At 65.3% G+C, this 17,621-nt stretch carries 15 protein-coding genes; 13 read left to right on the top strand and 2 right to left on the bottom strand.

Annotation, left to right across the window (positions count from 1 at the left end; translation table 11 throughout):
- Positions 1-156: 156 nt before the first annotated feature.
- Genes XI03_RS39415 through XI03_RS39390 form a run of 6 tightly spaced genes read left to right on the top strand, consistent with a single transcriptional unit; the run spans position 157 to position 6,021 of the window.
- A complete protein-coding gene (locus XI03_RS39415; RefSeq protein WP_271595137.1) occupies positions 157-1,416 on the top strand; it encodes an extracellular solute-binding protein in 1,260 nt (419 codons plus the stop codon).
- A gap of 2 nt (positions 1,417-1,418) precedes the next feature.
- Positions 1,419-2,360 carry a carbohydrate ABC transporter permease gene (locus XI03_RS39410; RefSeq protein WP_028143572.1) on the top strand — a complete coding sequence of 314 codons (942 nt, stop codon included), beginning with the start codon at positions 1,419-1,421 and terminating at the stop codon, positions 2,358-2,360.
- Complete coding sequence (locus XI03_RS39405) at positions 2,353-3,201, top strand: carbohydrate ABC transporter permease (protein WP_038970457.1); 849 nt, start codon at positions 2,353-2,355, stop codon at positions 3,199-3,201. The genes XI03_RS39410 and XI03_RS39405 overlap by 8 nt, the downstream gene beginning before the upstream one ends.
- 21 nt (positions 3,202-3,222) lie before the next feature.
- Positions 3,223-4,320 (top strand): Gfo/Idh/MocA family protein, encoded by a 1,098-nt coding sequence (locus XI03_RS39400; protein ID WP_038970456.1) that lies wholly within the window; start codon positions 3,223-3,225, stop codon positions 4,318-4,320.
- A 10-nt stretch (positions 4,321-4,330) separates the two neighbouring features.
- Positions 4,331-4,975: a ThuA domain-containing protein gene (locus XI03_RS39395; protein ID WP_271595136.1), complete on the top strand. Its 645-nt coding sequence runs from the start codon at positions 4,331-4,333 to the stop codon at positions 4,973-4,975.
- Positions 4,972-6,021 (top strand): LacI family DNA-binding transcriptional regulator, encoded by a 1,050-nt coding sequence (locus XI03_RS39390; protein WP_271595135.1) that lies wholly within the window; start codon positions 4,972-4,974, stop codon positions 6,019-6,021. Before XI03_RS39395 ends, XI03_RS39390 begins: the two co-directional genes overlap by 4 nt.
- Positions 6,022-6,147: 126 nt before the next feature.
- Here XI03_RS39390 and XI03_RS39385 read toward each other — a convergent pair whose 3' ends face one another.
- Both XI03_RS39385 and XI03_RS39380 read right to left on the bottom strand, forming a co-directional pair.
- Positions 6,148-7,188 carry a Bug family tripartite tricarboxylate transporter substrate binding protein gene (locus XI03_RS39385; RefSeq protein WP_271595134.1) on the bottom strand — a complete coding sequence of 347 codons (1,041 nt, stop codon included), beginning with the start codon at positions 7,186-7,188 and terminating at the stop codon, positions 6,148-6,150.
- Between the two features lie 212 nt (positions 7,189-7,400).
- Positions 7,401-8,369 (bottom strand): LysR family transcriptional regulator, encoded by a 969-nt coding sequence (locus XI03_RS39380; RefSeq protein WP_038948971.1) that lies wholly within the window; start codon positions 8,367-8,369, stop codon positions 7,401-7,403.
- Positions 8,370-8,542: 173 nt separating this feature from the next.
- Here XI03_RS39380 and XI03_RS39375 point away from each other — a divergent pair, with 173 nt between their 5' ends.
- From XI03_RS39375 to XI03_RS39345, 7 genes are all read left to right on the top strand, one after another.
- Positions 8,543-9,163: a UbiX family flavin prenyltransferase gene (locus XI03_RS39375; protein WP_038970453.1), complete on the top strand. Its 621-nt coding sequence runs from the start codon at positions 8,543-8,545 to the stop codon at positions 9,161-9,163.
- Positions 9,164-9,191: 28 nt separating this feature from the next.
- A complete protein-coding gene (locus XI03_RS39370) occupies positions 9,192-10,625 on the top strand; it encodes a UbiD family decarboxylase (protein ID WP_095426557.1) in 1,434 nt (477 codons plus the stop codon).
- Between the two features lie 123 nt (positions 10,626-10,748).
- Positions 10,749-11,588: a helix-turn-helix transcriptional regulator gene (locus XI03_RS39365; RefSeq protein ID WP_028143581.1), complete on the top strand. Its 840-nt coding sequence runs from the start codon at positions 10,749-10,751 to the stop codon at positions 11,586-11,588.
- Between the two features lie 143 nt (positions 11,589-11,731).
- Positions 11,732-14,740 carry a xanthine dehydrogenase family protein molybdopterin-binding subunit gene (locus XI03_RS39360; protein WP_271595133.1) on the top strand — a complete coding sequence of 1,003 codons (3,009 nt, stop codon included), beginning with the start codon at positions 11,732-11,734 and terminating at the stop codon, positions 14,738-14,740.
- Positions 14,737-15,552 (top strand): FAD binding domain-containing protein, encoded by an 816-nt coding sequence (locus XI03_RS39355; RefSeq protein WP_271595132.1) that lies wholly within the window; start codon positions 14,737-14,739, stop codon positions 15,550-15,552. Before XI03_RS39360 ends, XI03_RS39355 begins: the two co-directional genes overlap by 4 nt.
- Entirely contained in the window at positions 15,549-16,067 is a 519-nt protein-coding gene (locus XI03_RS39350) for a (2Fe-2S)-binding protein (RefSeq protein WP_271595131.1), read from the top strand. Before XI03_RS39355 ends, XI03_RS39350 begins: the two co-directional genes overlap by 4 nt.
- On the top strand, positions 16,060-17,604 hold the full coding sequence (locus XI03_RS39345; protein WP_271595130.1) for an AMP-binding protein: 1,545 nt from the start codon (positions 16,060-16,062) through the stop codon (positions 17,602-17,604). The genes XI03_RS39350 and XI03_RS39345 overlap by 8 nt, the downstream gene beginning before the upstream one ends.
- Positions 17,605-17,621 lie beyond the last annotated feature (17 nt).

Genomic DNA, 17,621 nt, shown 5'->3' with positions numbered 1-17,621 from the left:
CAGCTAAGCCTGAACGAAGCACGGTTGCCATGCAGCCCATCCGCAGGCTTCAGCCACGTCCCGCGTGAGGTGCGTAGATCAGAATTTTAGTTGCGTACCTCAAAAATCGGGAGCAGGATCGCGGCAAAGAATAAGATCCGGTCGGGAGGAGATGTGATGAGACTGCTCAGGAAGCTGGGACTCGCCGCTGCCGCATGCATGCTTTTGGCCGACGCCGCCGCAGCCGACACGATCGTAAAGTGGCTGCACATCGAGGCAAATCCGGCCCAGGTGAAAATCTGGGAGGAGGTCGCGCGCGCCTATGAGGCCTCCCATCCTGGCGTCAAGGTCGAGATGCAGTTTCTCGAGAACGAAGCCTACAAGGCCAAGCTGCCGACCATCCTGCAATCCAAGGACCGGCCGAACATCATCTACAGCTGGGCCGGCGGCGTCCTGAAGACCCAGATCGAGGCAGGCGTTCTCGACGACATCACCGAACAGGTGAAGGGATACAGCGACAGTCTCACCCCGGCCGCGCTCGCCGCGTTCACCGCTAACGGCCGCGTTTATGGTCTGCCGACCGCGCTGTCGCAGGTCGGCTTCCTCTGCAACAAGGAGCTGATGGCCAAGGCGAAAGTCGATCCTGCCGGGATCAAGAGCTGGGACGATCTGCTTGCGGCGGTGAAGACGCTGAAGGCCGCCGGCGTGACCCCGATCGTGGTCGGCGGCGCCGACAAATGGCCGTTGCACTTCTACTGGACCCATCTTGCGGTGCGCATCGGCGGCAAGCCGGCATTCGACGCTGCATTGCGCGGCGAGGACAGCGGCTTCGCCGGCGAGACCTTCCAGAAGTCCGGCGAGCTGTTCAAGCAACTCGTCGATCTCCAGCCGTTTCAGAATGGCTTCCTTGGTTTCAAGAATCCGCAGGCCGTCGGCTATTTCGGCGACGGCAAGGCGGCGATGACGCTCGCGATCAGCACGGTCTATCATTTGCAGCGCGCTCTCGCCGCCGACAAGGTCGGATTGAGCGAAGACAAGATCTGCTGGTTCGACTTCCCGGTGGTATCAGGCGGCAAGGGCGCGCCCACCGACACGCTCGGCGGCATCACCGGCTGGCTGGTCACGAAAGGCTCGCCGAAGGAGGCGGTCGATTTCCTGAAGTACTTCGTCTCGAAGGACGTGCAGACGCGACTTGCGGCGGGTAACTTCATCATCCCGGTGGTGCAGGGCGCGGACGCTGGTCTCAACAATGCCTTCATGAAGCTGATCGCGACCAATCTGGCGAAGTCGAACTACCACCAGAACTTCTATGATCAGAGCCTTGGTCCGTCGGTCGGCCGCGTCGTCAACGACGTCACCGCGGAGATCGCCGGTGGCAGCATGAGCCCGCAGAATGCGGCGAAGGCGATCGAGGCGGCGTGGAAGCAGGGCAACTGACGGTGGCGCGGCGTATCGCGAATTCGCCCGCGATAGGCGTTGCGGAGACACCGTTCTCTTCGCTCGCGGTCCGCGGCCCGGCCTGGGACGGCCGCTTCACGGTCCTGATCCTGTTCCTGCCGCCGGCGCTGTTATTGTTCACGCTGTTCGTGGTGCTGCCGATCGGCGAGGCCGCCTGGTATTCGGCCTTCAACTGGAACGGGTTCGGCAGGCCGACCAACTGGATCGGCTTCGACAATTACCGCTTCGTGCTGGAGACGCGCGCCTTCTGGCTCGCGCTGCGCAACAATGGGCTGATTATTGCGGTCTCGCTCGCGGTCCAGCTGCCGCTCGCGCTGACGCTGGCCTTGATGCTCGCCGAACGCTTTCGCGGGTCGGTGGCGCTGCGCATGCTGTTCTTCATGCCCTATATCCTGGCCGAGATCGCGACCGGGCTGATCTTCAGCTTCGTCTATGACGGTGACTACGGCCTCGTCGCCTCGATCTGGCGCAGTTTCGGCGCCGAGCCGCCGCACCTGCTGGCCTCGACCGACACGTCGATGCTGGCCGTGCTGATCGTGATCGTGTGGAAGTATTTTGGCTTCCACATGATGCTGTTCATCGCGGCGCTCCAGAGCCTCGACAAGAGCCTGATCGAGGCGGCGCGCATCGACGGTGCGACGCGGCTGCAAGCCCTGCGCCATGTCGTCATTCCCTTGCTCTATCCGACGATTCGCCTCTCGGTGTTTTTCGCCATTGTCGGCTCGCTGCAGCTGTTCGACCTCGTCATGCCGCTGACACGCGGGGGGCCTGCGGACTCCTCGAACACGATGGTGAGCTTCCTCTACAACAACGGCATCTCTCGCATGCGGGTCGGCTATGGCAGCGCCATCGGCGTCATCCTGTTCGCGATCTGCGTGACATTTGCCTTTACCTACAAGCGTTGGTTCATGCGCGATGAGTAGTGCGAAGATCTCTCGTACGCCGGTCGATCCCGCCGTGCTGTTCAAGGCGGTGTTCCTCGCCATCGTGGCCATCTTCGTGCTGGTGCCGCTGCTCGCGACGTTGCTCGGCGGCTTCAAATCGCTCGGCGAATTGCGTGTCAACCCGTTCGGTTTGCCGCGTCACTGGGAGTGGCAGAATTATTCCGACATCCTGTTCTCCGCGCGCTACTGGCAGCTCCTGCGCAATTCGCTGATCATATCGTCGCTCGCGGTGGTGTTGACCCTGATCACGGCCTCGATGGCGGCGTTCACCTTTGCCCATGTCAGGTTCTACGGCAGCTCGATGCTGCTGAGCTATCTCACGCTCGGCCTGCTGTTTCCGGCGGCGACCGCGGTGCTTCCGTTGTTCATCAAGGTGCGCGATCTCGGGCTGCTCGATACCTATTTCGGCGTTGCGTTGCCGCAGGTGGCCTTCAGCCTCGCGATGAGCGTGCTGCTGCTCCGGCGTTTCTTCAAGGACATTCCCTATGAACTGCTCGAGGCTGCGCTGGTCGACGGCTGCAGCTACATCAAGTTCTTCCGCTATGTGACGTTGCCGCTGTCGCGGCCGATCCTGGCGACCGTCGGGACCATCACCTTTGTCAATAGCTGGAACGCCTATCTGTTGCCGCTGGTGATGCTCAACACGGATGCGCTCTACCCCTGGCCGCTCGGCATCATGGTCTATCAGGGCGAGTATTCGTCCGAATGGCACCTGATCCTGGCCTTCATCACGTTGACCATCCTGCCGACGATCATTCTCTTCCTTCTGGCGCAGAAGCACATCGTTGCCGGCCTCACGGCAGGTGCGGTCAAGGGATGAACGGACCTTACGGAGACCACAATGAGAAAAGTCGGAATTGGAATCATCGGCTGCGGTGTCATCAGCACCGCCTATCTCAAGGCGGCGCAACGCTTCCCGGTCATGGAGGTCAGGGCGCTCGCCGATATGCGCAGTGAAGTCGCGGAGCGGCAGGGTGCCGCTTTCGGGCTGCCGGCGATGCGGGTCGATCAATTGCTCAGACGCGATGACGTCGAGGTCGTCGTCAATCTCACGGTGCCGCTGGCCCACACCGACGTCAGTCTGGCGGTGCTGAATGCCGGAAAGCATGTCCATTCCGAGAAGCCGCTCGGCATCAACGCCGCCGAAGCCCGCAAGGTGATCGATCTCGCCGCACAGAAGAACCTGCGCGTCGGCTGCGCGCCCGACACTTTCCTCGGAGGCGGGCACCAGACCGCCCGCAAGCTGATCGACGACGGCGCGATCGGCACGCCGGTGGCGGGCAGCGCCTTCTTCGGCTGCCCCGGCCATGAGCGCTGGCACCCGGCGCCGGGCTTCTATTACTTGCGCGGCGGCGGGCCGATGCTCGACATGGGGCCGTACTACATCACCGATCTCGTGCAGTTGCTCGGCCCGGTCGCTAGCGTGATGGGCTCGACCGCGAGGCCGAAATCGGAGCGCTTGGTCACCAGCCAGCCGATGAACGGCACGCTGATCCCGGTCGAGGTTTCGACCCATGTCGCGGGTACGCTTGAATTCGAGAGCGGAGCAGTCATCTCGATCGCGATGAGCTTCGATGTACCGAAGCACCGGCATGCGCCGATCGAGATCTATGGCGACAAGGGCAGCATGCAGGTGCCGGACCCGAACCGTTTCGGCGGCGAGGTGCACCTCGCCAGGACCGGCGGCGAATGGGAAACGATGCCGTTGACGCACGGCCATGTCGAGGGTGAGTTCCGCTCCATTGGGGTCGCCGACATGGCATCCGCGATCCTGAACAACCGTCCGCACCGCGCCAGCGGTGCGCTTGCGTTTCACGTGCTAGAGGTGATGGAGGCGTTCCAGACCTCCGCCGATGAAGGGCGGCGCGTCAAGATCGAGAGCAGCGTCGAGCGGCCGGCGATGCTGCCGGCGGGACGTGAAACGGGTCAGATCGATTGAGGGAATGACCATGCGCAAGGCAATGATTGTATGGGGCGGCTGGCCGGGACACGATCCGGATCTCTGCGCCTCGATGATTCGCGGCTGGCTGAGAGCGGAAGGCTTCGAGGTGCGGATCGAGACGACGACGGCGGCATTCGCCGATCCTGCGATCCACGACATGTCGCTGATCATCCCGATCTACACGATGTCGAAGATCGAGAAGGCGGAAGCGCTCAATCTCTGCGCCGCAGTGCGGAGCGGCGTCGGGCTCGCCGGCCATCATGGCGGCATGTGCGATGCGTTCCGCGATTCCGTCGACTACCAATTCATGTGCGGCGGGCAGTGGGTGGCCCATCCCGGCAACATCATCGACTACAAGGTCGACTTGACGAAGCCGGATGACCCCATCATGAAGGGCCTGAACAGTTTCGAACATCGTTCCGAGCAATATTACATGCATGTCGACCCCGCCAACGAGGTGCTGGCGACGACGACCTTCACCGGCGAGCACGCGCCGTGGATCGAGGGCGTGGTGGTGCCCGTGGTCTGGAAGAAGCGCTACGGCGCGGGCAGGGTGTTCTATTCCTCGCTCGGCCACCGTGCCTACGAGCTCGACGTGCCGGAGATCCGGACACTGATGACCCGCGGCATGCTGTGGGCGGCGCGCGAATGACGGGAGGGGCGACGCAGCCGGCGATTCGTGCCACGCTCGAGGACGTCGCACGTGCGGCCGGCGTTTCGCTTGCGACCGTCGATCGCGTCGTCAACCGGCGCGAGGGCGTGCGCGCCAAGACCGTTGCGCGTGTCGAGGCCGCGGTGGCAAAACTCGGCTATCGCGCCGACGTCGCGGCCGCGCGGCTCGCCCGCGGGCAGACGTTCCGCTTCGCCTTCGTGCTGCCGACCGGCAGCAACAGCTTCATGACCAATCTGAGCGAGCAGGTCCAGCGCACCGCGGACTGGCTCGCCGGCCAGCGCGGCTTCATCGACATTCTCCGTGTCGACGTGTTCGATCCGGATGTGCTCGCCGGCGCGCTGGAAACCCTGTCGCCGGCCTACCAGGGCGTCGCCGTCATCGCGCTCGATCATCCCAGGGTTCGGGCCGCGATCGACGAGCTCGTCGGACGCGGGGTCGCCGTGGTGACCCTCGTGTCGGACGCGCCAAGCTCGCGCCGCCTGCATTATGTCGGCATCGACAATCCGGCCGCAGGCCGCACCGCCGCAACGCTGATGGGGCGCTTCCTTGCTGGGCGCGAGGGGACGGTCGCGGTGATCGCGGGGTCGCTGTCGCTGCGCGATCACACTGAACGGCAGTTCGGTTTCCACCAAATCCTGTCCAGCGAGTATCCGAACCTGCCCCAGCTACCGGTCATCGAGGGCCGCGACGACAGCGATCGCACGCGGGAGCTTACGGCCGCGCTGCTCGCGCGCCATGCCGATCTTCGCGGCATATACTGCTGCGGCGCCGGAAACCGCGGCATCGCCGATGCGCTCGAGGCCTCGGGCCGCGCTCGCGAGGTGGTCTGGATCACCCATGAGCTGACCCAATACACACGGCGTTTCCTGGTTCGCGGCACGCTCGATGCCGTGATCAATCAGGATCCCGGGCACGAGGCGCGCTCTGCGGCACGCGTTCTGCTCGCGCACTGTTCGGGCGAGCCAATCAGCCCCGACCAAGAACGCATCCGCATCGACATTTTTCTGCGGGACAATCTGCCGTAACGCGAGCTCATACCGCCAGCGCCGCTGCGTTGAGCCATGCGCGAGCCGGTCGGCGAGCGAGGCTTGGGTGAGCAGGGCGCGGGTGGCGGATCACGCGGAAGAGGCTGATTACCCAAAAGCTGGCAGTCACATCGGCTCGATGCCGATCTTCTTGATGATCCCGGCCAATTTTGTGGTTTCCGCGGTCATGAAATCCTTCAGACCTTGGGGGGCCATCACCAGGGGCTCGGCGCCCTGCTCCACCAGGAGGGTGCGCACCTTCGGATCGTTCATGGCTTCGATCATGGCGGCATAGAGCTTGTCGATAACGGCGGTGCCGGTGCCCGCGGGCGCGAGCAGGGCAAGCCACGCCGCGCTCTCGTAATCCTTCAGGCCAGCCTCGGCCGCGGTCGGCACGTCCGGCAGCGCCGTCATGCGCTTGTCGCTGGCGACCGCGAGCGGACGCGCATCGCCGCTCCTGATCAGACCGATGACATTCGGCAAGAGCTGGAAGCCGAGCGGGACCTGGCCCGCGATGAAGTCCGGCGTGTAAGCAGCGATGTTGCGGTAAGGAACGTGGGTGATCTCGGTGCCCGTGAGCTGCTCGAAATAGGCAGCCGCGAGGTGCTGCGACGAGCCGACTCCGACCGTCCCGTAGTTCAGCTCCCGGGGGCGGGCCTTGGTGTACTCGATCAGCTCGTGCAGGGATTTCGGCGGCAGCCTCGAATTGATTACGATGACATTCGGCAACGTGGCGAACAGTCCGATCGGGGCGAAATCCTTCAGCGGATCGTAGGGCAGCTCCTTGTACAATGATCGGTTCGCGGCCAGTGGGCCGGAGGTGCTCATCAGCAACGTGTAGCCGTCCGGGGCGGCATGTGCAGCGGCCGCGGTACCGATATTGCCGCCGGCGCCAGGGCGGTTGTCGACTACGAAGGCCTGCCCCAGTGACGTCGACATGCGGTTGAGCAGGATGCGCGTGATGACGTCGCTGGCGCTGCCGCCGGCGAAGGGCACGAGCACCTGGATCGGACGCGCGGGGTAGTCTTGGGCTTGCGCGGGACGCAGCCCGGTGGCGGAGAGAGCCGCGCCCAGGCCGAGCGAGAGCAAAGACCTGCGGTCAGGGTGAAATCCTTCAACGTGCGGCGCTGTGTCGTCCGCGATCCTGCTGTGACCGAACCTTGCCATCTCGGACTGAATCTCCCGACCGCGTCTTGTTCTGCGAGCCTTGGGAGCGTCCGTGACAGGAGTTGTCCGGAGGAGCGCCAGGCCGCGATTTTCTGCGCCTGGACCGTAGTTAGCGGCTTGACGTGACCGTCATGCCGGCTCGTCTCGAAACTTACCAACCCGTCTCATTTTGCAAAGAGGCGCGACATCTTGTCCAAATGAGCGTTCGGGATTCAGGAAATCGTCTTCCCGGTCTTGCGACGTTGTTTGCGGGATGACGAGGCTGCGCCGCCGGAGCCAGGTTCAGCCAACTGCTTTGCCACCGCCGCGGCCTGCGCCAGATCGTGGCTGATGACGTCCAGCACGGCCTTGGCCGCAACCGAGACCGCTCGCCGCGGGTGATGCACCCAGGCGATGGAGCGAACGATCCGTTGCGCGTCGAAACGGTGGGCTCGAATGGTCCCGCTTGCCAGCGACTGCCGGAGCGCGATGGTCGGCAGCACGGTCGCGAAATCGGTGGTCGCGATCACGTCGCAGAGGGCGGGCAGGGTGTCGAGCTCCAGGCGCGGCCGCAGGTCGATGCCGAGGGCTGCGGCGCGCTCGTCCAGGATCAGCCGCAGGCCGTGGCGCTTCGAGGGTAGCACCAGATCGAAATTCGCGATGTGGTCGAAGCGCAGCTTGGCCGGCGGCCGGATCGGGCCGTCCTTGCGGCAGGCGAACACCATCTCCTCGTCCATGATGTGATGCGCGGCGAGCGGCGTCCTTCGGCGCGGCACGTTGATCAGCGCGAAATCGAGTTGGCCGCTGTTGACCCAGTCGACCAGCGTCTCGGTGTAGCCTTCGCACGCGGAGAGGATGATCTCGGGATAGCGGCGCGCGACAGTCGCTGACGAGCTCGCCATCGTGCTCTGCGCAACGGAGGTGATGAGGCCTACCGCGACGCGGCCTGAAATCCGCCCGCCGATCTGGGCCATCTCCTGGCGCGCATACTCCGCATCGCGCACGATCGGCGCCGTCAGCCGCACCAGCGCCTCGCCGGCGCTGGTCAGCGTCATGCCCTGGACGCTGCGGTCGAACAGCCTTTGGCCGAGCTCGGCCTCGAGCTTGGCGATCTGCATGCTGAGCGCCGGCTGCACGATGTTGAGCCGGCGCGCGGCCCGCGTGACGTTCTTTTCATCGGCCAGGCACAGGAAATACTGCATCTGCCTGAGTTCCACGGGGCCAGTCCTTCGTTCGCCAACTCGTTCGCGGGCCATCATCTTCGATGATGAATGATATAATCAATCATTATTTGTTGTGATGGCCGAGATTGCCTAGTTTTGCGACCGGCTACGAGACCTCGAGGGTACGTGGCCACGGGAGCGAAATCAGACATATGCAGCACGCAGCGCCCACGCGGATGATCATCGGCATTTCCGGCGCCTCGGGCGTCACCTATGGCGTGCGCCTGCTGCAACTCCTGCGCAATGCCGGCGTCGAGACTCACCTGGTGATGTCGAAGACGGCCGAGCAGACCTTTGCCTACGAGACCGACCTGAAGATCGCGGAGGTGAGGGAGCTCGCCAATGTCAGCCATGCGATCGACGACATGGCTTCGGCAATCTCGAGCGGCTCGTTCCGTACCGCGGGCATGATTGTGGCGCCGTGCTCGATGCGCTCGATGTCCGAGATCGCCTCGGGCGTCACCACGACGCTTTTGACCCGCGCCGCCGATGTTGTGCTCAAGGAGCGCCGGCGCCTGGTGCTGATGGTGCGCGAGACCCCGCTGCACACCGGGCATCTCAGGACGATGACGGCGCTATCAGAGATGGGCGCGATCATCGCGCCACCTGTGCCCGCCTTCTACGCAAAACCCGAGAATCTCGAAGACATGGTCGAGCACACCGTCGGCCGGGTGCTCGACCTCTTCGATATCGATATCGGCGTGGTGCGCCGCTGGGGCGAGGACGAAGCGCTCAAGCGCCGCTCGCCGTCGCTGCGCAAGATCGCGCCCTGACCCGAACGCCCGAGGAGAGATACGTCATATGCGAATGCAAAATTCGGCGAGGCAAAATTCGGCGAAGAGCACGAACGCACCGGCCGATCTGCGTGCCTGGCTCGCTTACCTCGCCGAGCGCGGCAAGCTCGCGATTGCCCGCGAGGGTATTGCGCTGATCGATGAGCTCGCCGCCATCGCGAAGCGGCTGGAGCGCGACAGCGCGGTGCTGTTCCCGCGTCCCGATGGGCACGAGATTCCCGTCATCGCCAACCTGTTTGCCGGTCGTGACTGGGTCGCCGATTCCATCGGCGTCACCGAGGACCAGTTGCTGCCGCGATTCCTTGCCGCCGCAAGCAATCCACTGCCGACCCGCGAGGTTCCGGACGGTCCAGTGCAGGAGGTCGTTCACGACGACGTCGACCTGCTCCGACAACTTCCGGTGCCGAAGCACAATGAACGCGATAGCGGTCCCTATATCACGGCCGGCCTGTTGATCGCGCGCAATCCGAAGACCGGCGTTCAGAACGTTTCGATTCACCGTTGTCAGGTCAGCAGCAAGAATCGTATCGGCGTTCTGCTGCTGCCGCGGCACACGTTCTCTTACTATCGCATCGCGGAAGAACTGGGCCAGGCACTGGAGATCGCCATCGTCATCGGCGCGCATCCGGCGCTGCTGCTGGCTTCGCAGGCGATTGCCGCGCTGGACGAGGACGAGATGGCGATTGCGGGCGCGCTGCTCGGCTCGCCCGTGGACGTCGTCAAATGTCGCACCATTTCGGTTCGCGTTCCCGCCCATGCGGAGATCGTGATTGAAGGACGGATCCTGCAAGGCGTGCGCGAGCCGGAGGGCCCGTTCGGTGAATTCCCGCAATATTACGGCCCGCGCGCCAATCGCGAGGTGATCGAAGTCGATGCCATCACGCATCGCGCCAAGCCGATCTTCCACACCATCGTCGGCGGCGGTTTCGAGCACCTGATACTCGGCGGCGTGCCGCGCGAAGCGACGCTGCTCCAGCATCTGCGCCGCAGCTTCCCGACCGTGCTGGATGTTCGCCTCACGCGCGGCGGCACCTGCCGCTATCATCTCGCGATCAAGATGGACAAGACCAATGAGGGCGAGCCGAAGAACGTCATGATGTGCGCTTTCGGCGCGCATTACGACATCAAGCAGGTGGTTGTGGTCGACAAGGACGTCGATATCTCTTCCTCCGAGGAGATCGAATGGGCGGTGGCGACGCGCTTCCAGGCCGACCGCGATCTCATGGTCGTCGCCGGCGCGCTCGGCTCGAAACTCGATCCGACCACGGATGACGGTATCGGCGCCAAGATGGGCCTCGATGCGACAGCGCCGGTCAGCGCGTCCGAGCTCGCCTTCAAGCGCATCCGCGTCAAGGGCGAGGAGGACGTCGACCTGACGGCAGCCTTGCAGGCCGATCCGGGCGCTGCGGTCGCGCGCCTTCTTGCGGAGGCGCGGATGTGAGCGGGTTACCGCCGGAAGCGGCTTGCGTCCGTTTGCGCCGTTGGAATATGTAGCAAGGGCGGCCTATAGTGCCGCACCAGCAAGGCAACCATTTTGCGGCGCAACGCCGGGAGGAAGAAACTTATGTCGACGGCCCTGCGCATCGCTCATGGCGCTTTCGGCAGGGTCGCTCTGCTCGACATGGATCGTTCGCTGGTCCGCCACGCCCATCATCACTGCCACGTCCTGCTCAAGGTCGAGGGCTCCGACACCCAGTTCCTGGTCGGCGACCAGGTCACGCCGCTCACGGACACGGCCGCCGTTCTGGTCGACGGCTGGAAGCCGCATGCCTATGTGCATGACGTCAATCGCCCGCGCACGCTCATCATGGCGCTCTATATCGAGCCGGAGTGGCTGAAGGAGTTCCGGCGCGGATGGGCCGCGAGCGGCGCGCCGGGCTTTTTCGAGCGTCCCTCGGGCGAAGTCTCGCCGCGCATTCGCCAGCTCACGCTGCATCTTGCGGCCGAAATGATGGCGAATCCCGACGCGGTGCGAACCCACGAGCAGACCCTTTCTGACCTCATGATTGCGGTGATCGAGCGTTTCACGCCCTGGCGCAGCTTTCCGACCTCGATCCGCGGCATGGGCGCGGTGAGCTGCGACTGGCGGATCCGCCGCGCGATGGACGCGATGCGCGTGAACGATTCCTATGCCAACGTCGACCAGTTCGTGAAGGGCGCGGGCCTGTCGCGCGCGCAGTTCTTCCGCCTGTTCGAGACCTCGCTCGGCGTTTCGCCGAAGCTTTACCTCAACGTCGTCCGCATGGAGCGCGCGCTCGACGCGGTGATGCGCGAGGACACAGCGCTCGGCGAGCTCAGCGAGCGCTTTGGTTTTCCGGAGCCGGCACATTTCACGCGCTTCTTCCGCGATCATGCCGGCGTCAGCCCGCGCGAGTTTCGCAACGTCTCCCGCCTCGCGGGTTGATCCTTGCGGGCTGATATTGCGCTGCACGCTCTCGAATGAGACGATTTGGTAAGTCGTGAGAGCGGGCGGTATGGCCCTCGCGCCTCCTGTCCTGACAAACGTCGCCGTCGCGTCAGAGAACGCGTCGGGAGGTATGCCGGGACATGGTGCAGGCTGCGGTTAAGTCCGCAAATTCGGTTGATCAGAGCGGTGACAAGCCGTGGGTCGGGCGTTCAATCGAGCGCGTCGAGGATGCCGCGCTGCTCAGCGGCCGCGGCCGTTTCATCGACGACCTCGGCGTCCAGCCCGGCACGCTGCATGCGACGATCCTGCGCTCGCCGCACGCCCACGCCGATATTATTTCGATCGACGCCGAAGCGGCCAGGCGGCTGCCGGGCGTTGCAGCGCTCCTGACTGGCGAGCAGATCAAGGCGGTCACCACTAGTCTCGTCGTCGGCGTGAAGGCGCCGGTCGAGTGCTGGCCGATCGCAGTCGAGCGTGTGCGCTATGTCGGCGAACCGGTCGCCGTGATCGTGGCGACTGATCGTGCCCGCGCCGAAGATGCGGCCGAACTCATCAATGTCGAGTATCGCCCTCGAGCGGCTACAGTCGATCCGCTCGGAGCGATGGCACCGGGTGCGCCGGTCCTGCACGACGGTTTTCCCGGCAATCTCGCCAGCGACCGCGCGTTTCGCTACGGCGATCCTGAAAAGGCGTTTGCGGATGCGCCGCACCGCTTCTCCATCGACATCCGCTATCCCCGCAACTCCTGCACACCGATCGAGACTTATGGTGTCGTTGCCTCGCATGATGCCGGCGAGGACGCCTTTGAGGTTCTCGCGAATTTTCAGGGGCCCTTCAGCATCCACACCGTGATTGCGCGTGCACTGAAAGTGCCGGGCAATCGGCTGCGGCTGCGCACGCCGCCGGATTCCGGCGGCAGCTTTGGTGTCAAGCAGGGTGTGTTTCCGTACATCGTTCTGATCGCGGCTGCGGCGCGCGTCACGGGGCGGCCGGTGAAGTGGATCGAGGACCGGCTCGAGCATCTCACCGCGTCGGTGTCAGCGACCAACCGCGCGACGACATTGGCCGCGGCGGTTGCGGCCGACGGCAAGATTCTCGCGCTCGACTGGGACCAGGTCGAGGATTGCGGCGCGCATCTGCGCGCACCCGAGCCGGCCACGCTCTACCGCATGCACGGCAACATGACGGGGGCCTACGACATCAACCACGTCAGAATCCGCAACCGCGTCGTCGTCACCAACAAGACACCGACCGGCCTCAACCGCGGCTTCGGCGGGCCGCAGGTCTATTTCGCGCTGGAACGCCTGGTGCAGCGGATCGCGATCGGGCTCGGTCTCGATCCGCTCGATGTCATCAAGCGCAATCTGATCGAGGCGGGTGCTTTTCCCTATCGTACAGCGACCGGCGCATTGCTCGATTCCGGCAATTACCAGGACGCGATCGCGCGCGCGGTCGAGCAGGGCAGGCTGGCGGAATTGAAGGCGCGGCGCGACGCGGCGCGGGCGGAGGGGCGGCTTTACGGCATCGGCTTCACGGCGGTGGTCGAGCCCAGCGTCTCCAATATGGGCTACATCACAACGGTGCTGACCGCGGCCGAGCGCCGCAAGGCCGGGCCGAAGAACGGCGCGCAGGCGACAGCGACCGTCGGCCTCGATCCAGTCGGCAGCGTCACCGTTCATGTCGCTTCAGTGCCGCAGGGGCAGGGCCATCGCACCGTGCTGTCGCAGGTGGTCGCCGACGTCTTCGGCCTGGAGCCGAAGGACATCCGCGTCAACACCGAGATCGATACCGCCAAGGATGCCTGGTCGATCGCGTCGGGAAATTATGCCAGCCGCTTCGCCGCCGCGGTCGCCGGCACGGCAAAACTGGCAGCCGAGCGCATTGCCGGCCGTCTCGCCCGCATCGCCGCCAGCCAGTTGAACGTCGAAGCCGCGGACATCGTTTTTGCTAAGGGCTTCGTTGCCTCCAGGCACAATCCGGAAAACCGGATCGCGTTCTCGCGTGTCGCCGCGCTCAGCCATTGGTCGCCGGGCTCGCTGCCTGACGATGCCGGCCAGTCCATCCGCGAGACTGTGTTCTGGACGCCGCCGGAGCTGACGCCGCCCGGCGAGGACGACCGCATCAACTCCTCGCTGTGCCATGGCTTCATCTTCGACTTCTGCGGCGTCGAGATCGACCGCATTACCCTGCAGACGCGGATCGACCGCTACGTCACCATGCACGATTGCGGCACCATCCTGCATCCCGGCATGGTCAATGGCCAGATCCGTGGCGGCTTCGCCCAGGCGCTCGGTGCCGCGCTCTACGAGGAATATGCCTATGCCGAGGACGGCAGTTTCCTGACGGGAACGCTGGCCGACTATCTGCTGCCGACCACCACCGAGGTGCCCGAGCCCGAGATCTTCCACATGGAGACGCCGTCGCCATTTACTCCACTCGGAGCAAAGGGCGTCGGCGAGGGCAATTGCATGTCGACGCCGGTCTGCCTCGCCAATGCGGTCGCGGATGCGCTCGGAGTTGCCGACATCGCGCTGCCTCTGGTGCCCGCGCGGCTTGCCGAGCTGGTGCGCGGCGCCGAACCGCCACCTCCCGCGGGGGGCGTGGCCGCGGCGCCTGCGCGCGATGCAGATCGGCGGCTTCGCGGCGAAGGGCAGGCCTCGGTGAAGGGGACGCCCGAGCAGGTCTGGGCCATGCTGCTCGATCCCGCCACGCTCCAATCGGTCATTCCCGGCTGCCGGCGCGTCGACAAGATCACCGACACGCATTTCCGCGCCGACGTCACCCTCGGCATTGGCCCCGTCACCGGGCGCTATCGCGCCGACGTGGAGCTGTTCGATCTCGATCCGCCGGGCGCGGTCACCTTGCGCGGCGGCGCCACCGGCGCGCTCGGCTTCGGGAGCGCTGAGGGGCGCGTCACGCTCGCGCCCGACGGCAGCGGCGGGACGAAGTTGACCTACAGCTATGACGCCGCGATCGGTGGCAAGATCGCAAGCATCGGCGGCCGTCTGCTCGACGGCGCGACGCGGGTGATCATCGGCCAGTTCTTCGCAGCGCTGGCCCGCAAGGCCGGCGGTGGTGGCGCCTCGGGCGCCTTCTCGCTGTTCGCCCCGCTGGCGAAATTCGCCGGCCGGTTTGGGGGGCGCCGATGAAGCCGCCCGCATTCGACTATCTCCGCGCCGAAGCCGTCGGCGAGGTCCTCGACGGGCTGGCGCAACAAGGCGGCGATGCCCGTGTGCTCGCCGGCGGACAGTCGCTGATGGCGATGCTCAATATGCGCCTCGCCAAGCCGAAGCTTCTGATCGACATCATGCGGATCCGGGAGCTCCACAAGATCGAGCGGAAATCCGATGCCGTCGTCATCGGTGCCGGCGTGCGCCAGGCCGATCTGCTGGCCTGGCCGGATCTGGCCGAGGCATTGCCGCTGGTGGCGCTGGCGCTGCCCTGCGTCGGTCACATGCAGACCCGCAGCCGCGGCACCATCTGCGGCTCGCTCGCGCATGCCGATCCCAGCGCCGAGATGCCGCTCGCGCTGGTCGCGCTCGGCGGCGAGGTGCTTTTGCGCAGTGCCAGGCGTCGTCGCCGCGTCACGGCCAGAGATTTCTTCGCCGGCATGATGCTGACGGCGCGCAACGACGACGAGCTGATCGAGGGCATCTCGCTCCCGGTCATCAATGGATCTCGCTTCGCGTTCCGCGAGGTCGCGCGCCGGCACGGCGATTTTGCCATCGTGGCCTGCGCCGCGATGAAGACGCCATCCGGCGTCCGCCTCGCGGTCGGTGGCGTTGCGGACGTCCCGACCGCGCGGGACTGGCCGCGACTCGAGGGCAGCGCGCTCGACGATGCCCTCAACGCGTTAGCCTACGAGCTCGGTGCGCGCGACGACATTCATGCCACCGCGCGCTATCGCCGCGACCTCGTGCGCATGATCGGCCGCGATCTGATCGGCGAGGTTCTGCGATGACCCGTCTCAGATCCGACGCCCGCCATCCCATCCACGTCTCGCTGAATGGCGAACCCGTCGCGGGGGAAGCCGAGCCTCGGACGCTGCTGTCTGATTTCCTGCGGCACCAGCTGGGCGCCACCGGCACCCATGTCGGCTGCGAGCACGGCGTCTGCGGCGCCTGCACGGTCGTCGTCGACGGCATGCTGACCCGTTCCTGCCTCACCCTTGCAGCGCAGGTCGACGGCTCCGAGATCAAGACGGTTGAAGGGCTTGCACCCGCGGCCGATCGCCTCGGCGTGCTGCAACAGGCCTTCCGCCGTCACCACGCGCTCCAGTGCGGCTTCTGCACGGCCGGCATCCTGATGTCGCTCGATCATTATCTCGCCAGGAACCCGGCGCCGACCGAGGCGGAGATTCGCGATCTTCTCAGCGGGCATCTGTGCCGCTGCACGGGCTACACGCCGATCGTCCAGGCGGCCCTCGAAGCCGCCGCCCAGCTCGCTTCATGGAAAAAAGAGACGTCAGATGCTTGATCTCGCCAGCAGCTTCATGGCCAGCGCCGCGCGCGATCCGCGCGCCATCGGGCTGGTCGACGGCGATCTCCGCCTGACCTACCTGCAATGGTACGACAAGATCTCTGCTTTGGTCGCATCCTTCGGCCGCCTGGGCCTCAAGCCCGGCGACCACGTCGTCACGCTGCTGCAAAACCGCTGGGAGGCCGCGACGCTGCATTGGGCCTGCCAGTTCGCAGGACTCGTAATCACCCCGATCAACTGGCGCGCCAAGGCCGACGAGCTGGACTTCTGCATCGAGAACGCGGAGGGCCGCGCAGTTTTCTACCAGGATGTTTCTGCTGAGGCGGTGCAGGGTTCGGCTCTCGCCGGCCGGCTGCTACGCGTGTCGGTCGATCCGGGCACAGGCGAGGCGGTCGGCTTCGCCGATCTGATCGGGGGCAGCGCGCCCGATGCCGAGCCGTGCGTCGGCTCTGATGCCTGGTCGATCATGCTCTACACATCGGGCACGACCTCGCGGCCAAAGGGCGTGCCGCGGCGTCATCGCGCCGAGCGTGCCGCGGCGATCGCCCATGTCGCGCAAAATCTCTACGGCCGCGGCGAGCGCACGCTCGGCGTGATGCCGCTCTACCACACCATGGGCGTCCGCTCGTTGCTCGCGATGTCGCTGATCGGCGGCAGCTTCATCTGCCTGCCGCGCTATGACAGCCGCCAGGCGCTGGAGCTGATCCAGCGGGAAGGGATCACCAATCTCTATCTGGTGCCGACGCTCTATCACGATCTCGTCCATCACGAGGCCTTCGACCGGACCGACGTCTCCAGCGTGCGCAAGCTCGGCTTTGCCGGCGCCTCGATGACGGACGGCCTGCTGAAGAAGCTGGACGAGGCCTTCAGGCCGGAGCTGTTCGTCAATCATTACGGCAGCTCCGAGATCTACACTTTCACGATCGATCAGAACGCTACGGCAAAACCCGGCTCCGCCGGTAAGGCCGGGCTGAACCAGCACGTCAAGGTCGTGCGCATCGGCGCGCGTTCGGTCGCGGAGCTTGCCGCGGTCGGCGAGGAGGGCGAGATCATCGCCACGCTCGCGGGCGACGAAGCCTTTGAGGGCTACTGGCGCCGCCCCGAGGCCGACGCCAAATCGTTGCGCGAAGGCTGGTATTTCACCGGCGATACCGGCTTCGTCGATCCCGATGGCGACCTGTTCGTCACGGGCCGCGTCGACGACATGATCATCACCGGCGGCGAGAACGTCTCTCCGGTCGAGATCGAGAGCTGCCTGTCGCTGCATCCCGGGGTCGACGAGGTCGCCGTGGTCGGTGTCGCCGACGAAAAATGGGGCAAGGTCGTCGCCGCCTTCGTCAAGCGCAATCGCAACGTTTCCGAGAGCGAGCTGGAGCAGTTTTGCCGCACCTCGGGCCTCGCCAACTTCAAGCGGCCGCGCCGTTACGTCTTCGTCGACGCGATTCCAAAATCGCCGGTCGGCAAGCTGCTGCGGCGCCTGCTCGTCGCCGGAGAATACGAGACCGAGCGTCGGTCGCCATCGGACGCCGCTTGATCGTCACGCATCAACAG

The sequence above is a fragment of the Bradyrhizobium sp. CCBAU 65884 genome (assembly GCF_028128835.1).
In the GTDB taxonomy this organism is placed as follows: domain Bacteria; phylum Pseudomonadota; class Alphaproteobacteria; order Rhizobiales; family Xanthobacteraceae; genus Bradyrhizobium; species Bradyrhizobium ottawaense.
The sequence above is the reverse complement of the archived record's forward strand: the minus strand, read 5'-3'. Positions and strand labels throughout refer to the sequence as shown.

What these genes read in the sequence shown, in the direction of transcription:
- XI03_RS39390 (WP_271595135.1), top strand. Translation starts at nt 4,972, where the DNA reads ATGACGGGAGGGGCGACGCAGCCGGCGATTCGTGCCACGCTCGAGGAC.
- XI03_RS39365 (WP_028143581.1), top strand. Translation starts at nt 10,749, where the DNA reads ATGTCGACGGCCCTGCGCATCGCTCATGGCGCTTTCGGCAGGGTCGCT.
- XI03_RS39380 (WP_038948971.1), bottom strand. Translation starts at nt 8,369, where the DNA reads ATGCAGTATTTCCTGTGCCTGGCCGATGAAAAGAACGTCACGCGGGCC.
- XI03_RS39395 (WP_271595136.1), top strand. Translation starts at nt 4,331, where the DNA reads ATGCGCAAGGCAATGATTGTATGGGGCGGCTGGCCGGGACACGATCCG.
- XI03_RS39370 (WP_095426557.1), top strand. Translation starts at nt 9,192, where the DNA reads ATGCGAATGCAAAATTCGGCGAGGCAAAATTCGGCGAAGAGCACGAAC.
- XI03_RS39400 (WP_038970456.1), top strand. Translation starts at nt 3,223, where the DNA reads ATGAGAAAAGTCGGAATTGGAATCATCGGCTGCGGTGTCATCAGCACC.
- XI03_RS39360 (WP_271595133.1), top strand. Translation starts at nt 11,732, where the DNA reads ATGGTGCAGGCTGCGGTTAAGTCCGCAAATTCGGTTGATCAGAGCGGT.
- XI03_RS39375 (WP_038970453.1), top strand. Translation starts at nt 8,543, where the DNA reads ATGCAGCACGCAGCGCCCACGCGGATGATCATCGGCATTTCCGGCGCC.
- XI03_RS39355 (WP_271595132.1), top strand. Translation starts at nt 14,737, where the DNA reads ATGAAGCCGCCCGCATTCGACTATCTCCGCGCCGAAGCCGTCGGCGAG.
- XI03_RS39345 (WP_271595130.1), top strand. Translation starts at nt 16,060, where the DNA reads ATGCTTGATCTCGCCAGCAGCTTCATGGCCAGCGCCGCGCGCGATCCG.
- XI03_RS39415 (WP_271595137.1), top strand. Translation starts at nt 157, where the DNA reads ATGAGACTGCTCAGGAAGCTGGGACTCGCCGCTGCCGCATGCATGCTT.
- XI03_RS39350 (WP_271595131.1), top strand. Translation starts at nt 15,549, where the DNA reads ATGACCCGTCTCAGATCCGACGCCCGCCATCCCATCCACGTCTCGCTG.
- XI03_RS39385 (WP_271595134.1), bottom strand. Translation starts at nt 7,188, where the DNA reads ATGGCAAGGTTCGGTCACAGCAGGATCGCGGACGACACAGCGCCGCAC.
- XI03_RS39405 (WP_038970457.1), top strand. Translation starts at nt 2,353, where the DNA reads ATGAGTAGTGCGAAGATCTCTCGTACGCCGGTCGATCCCGCCGTGCTG.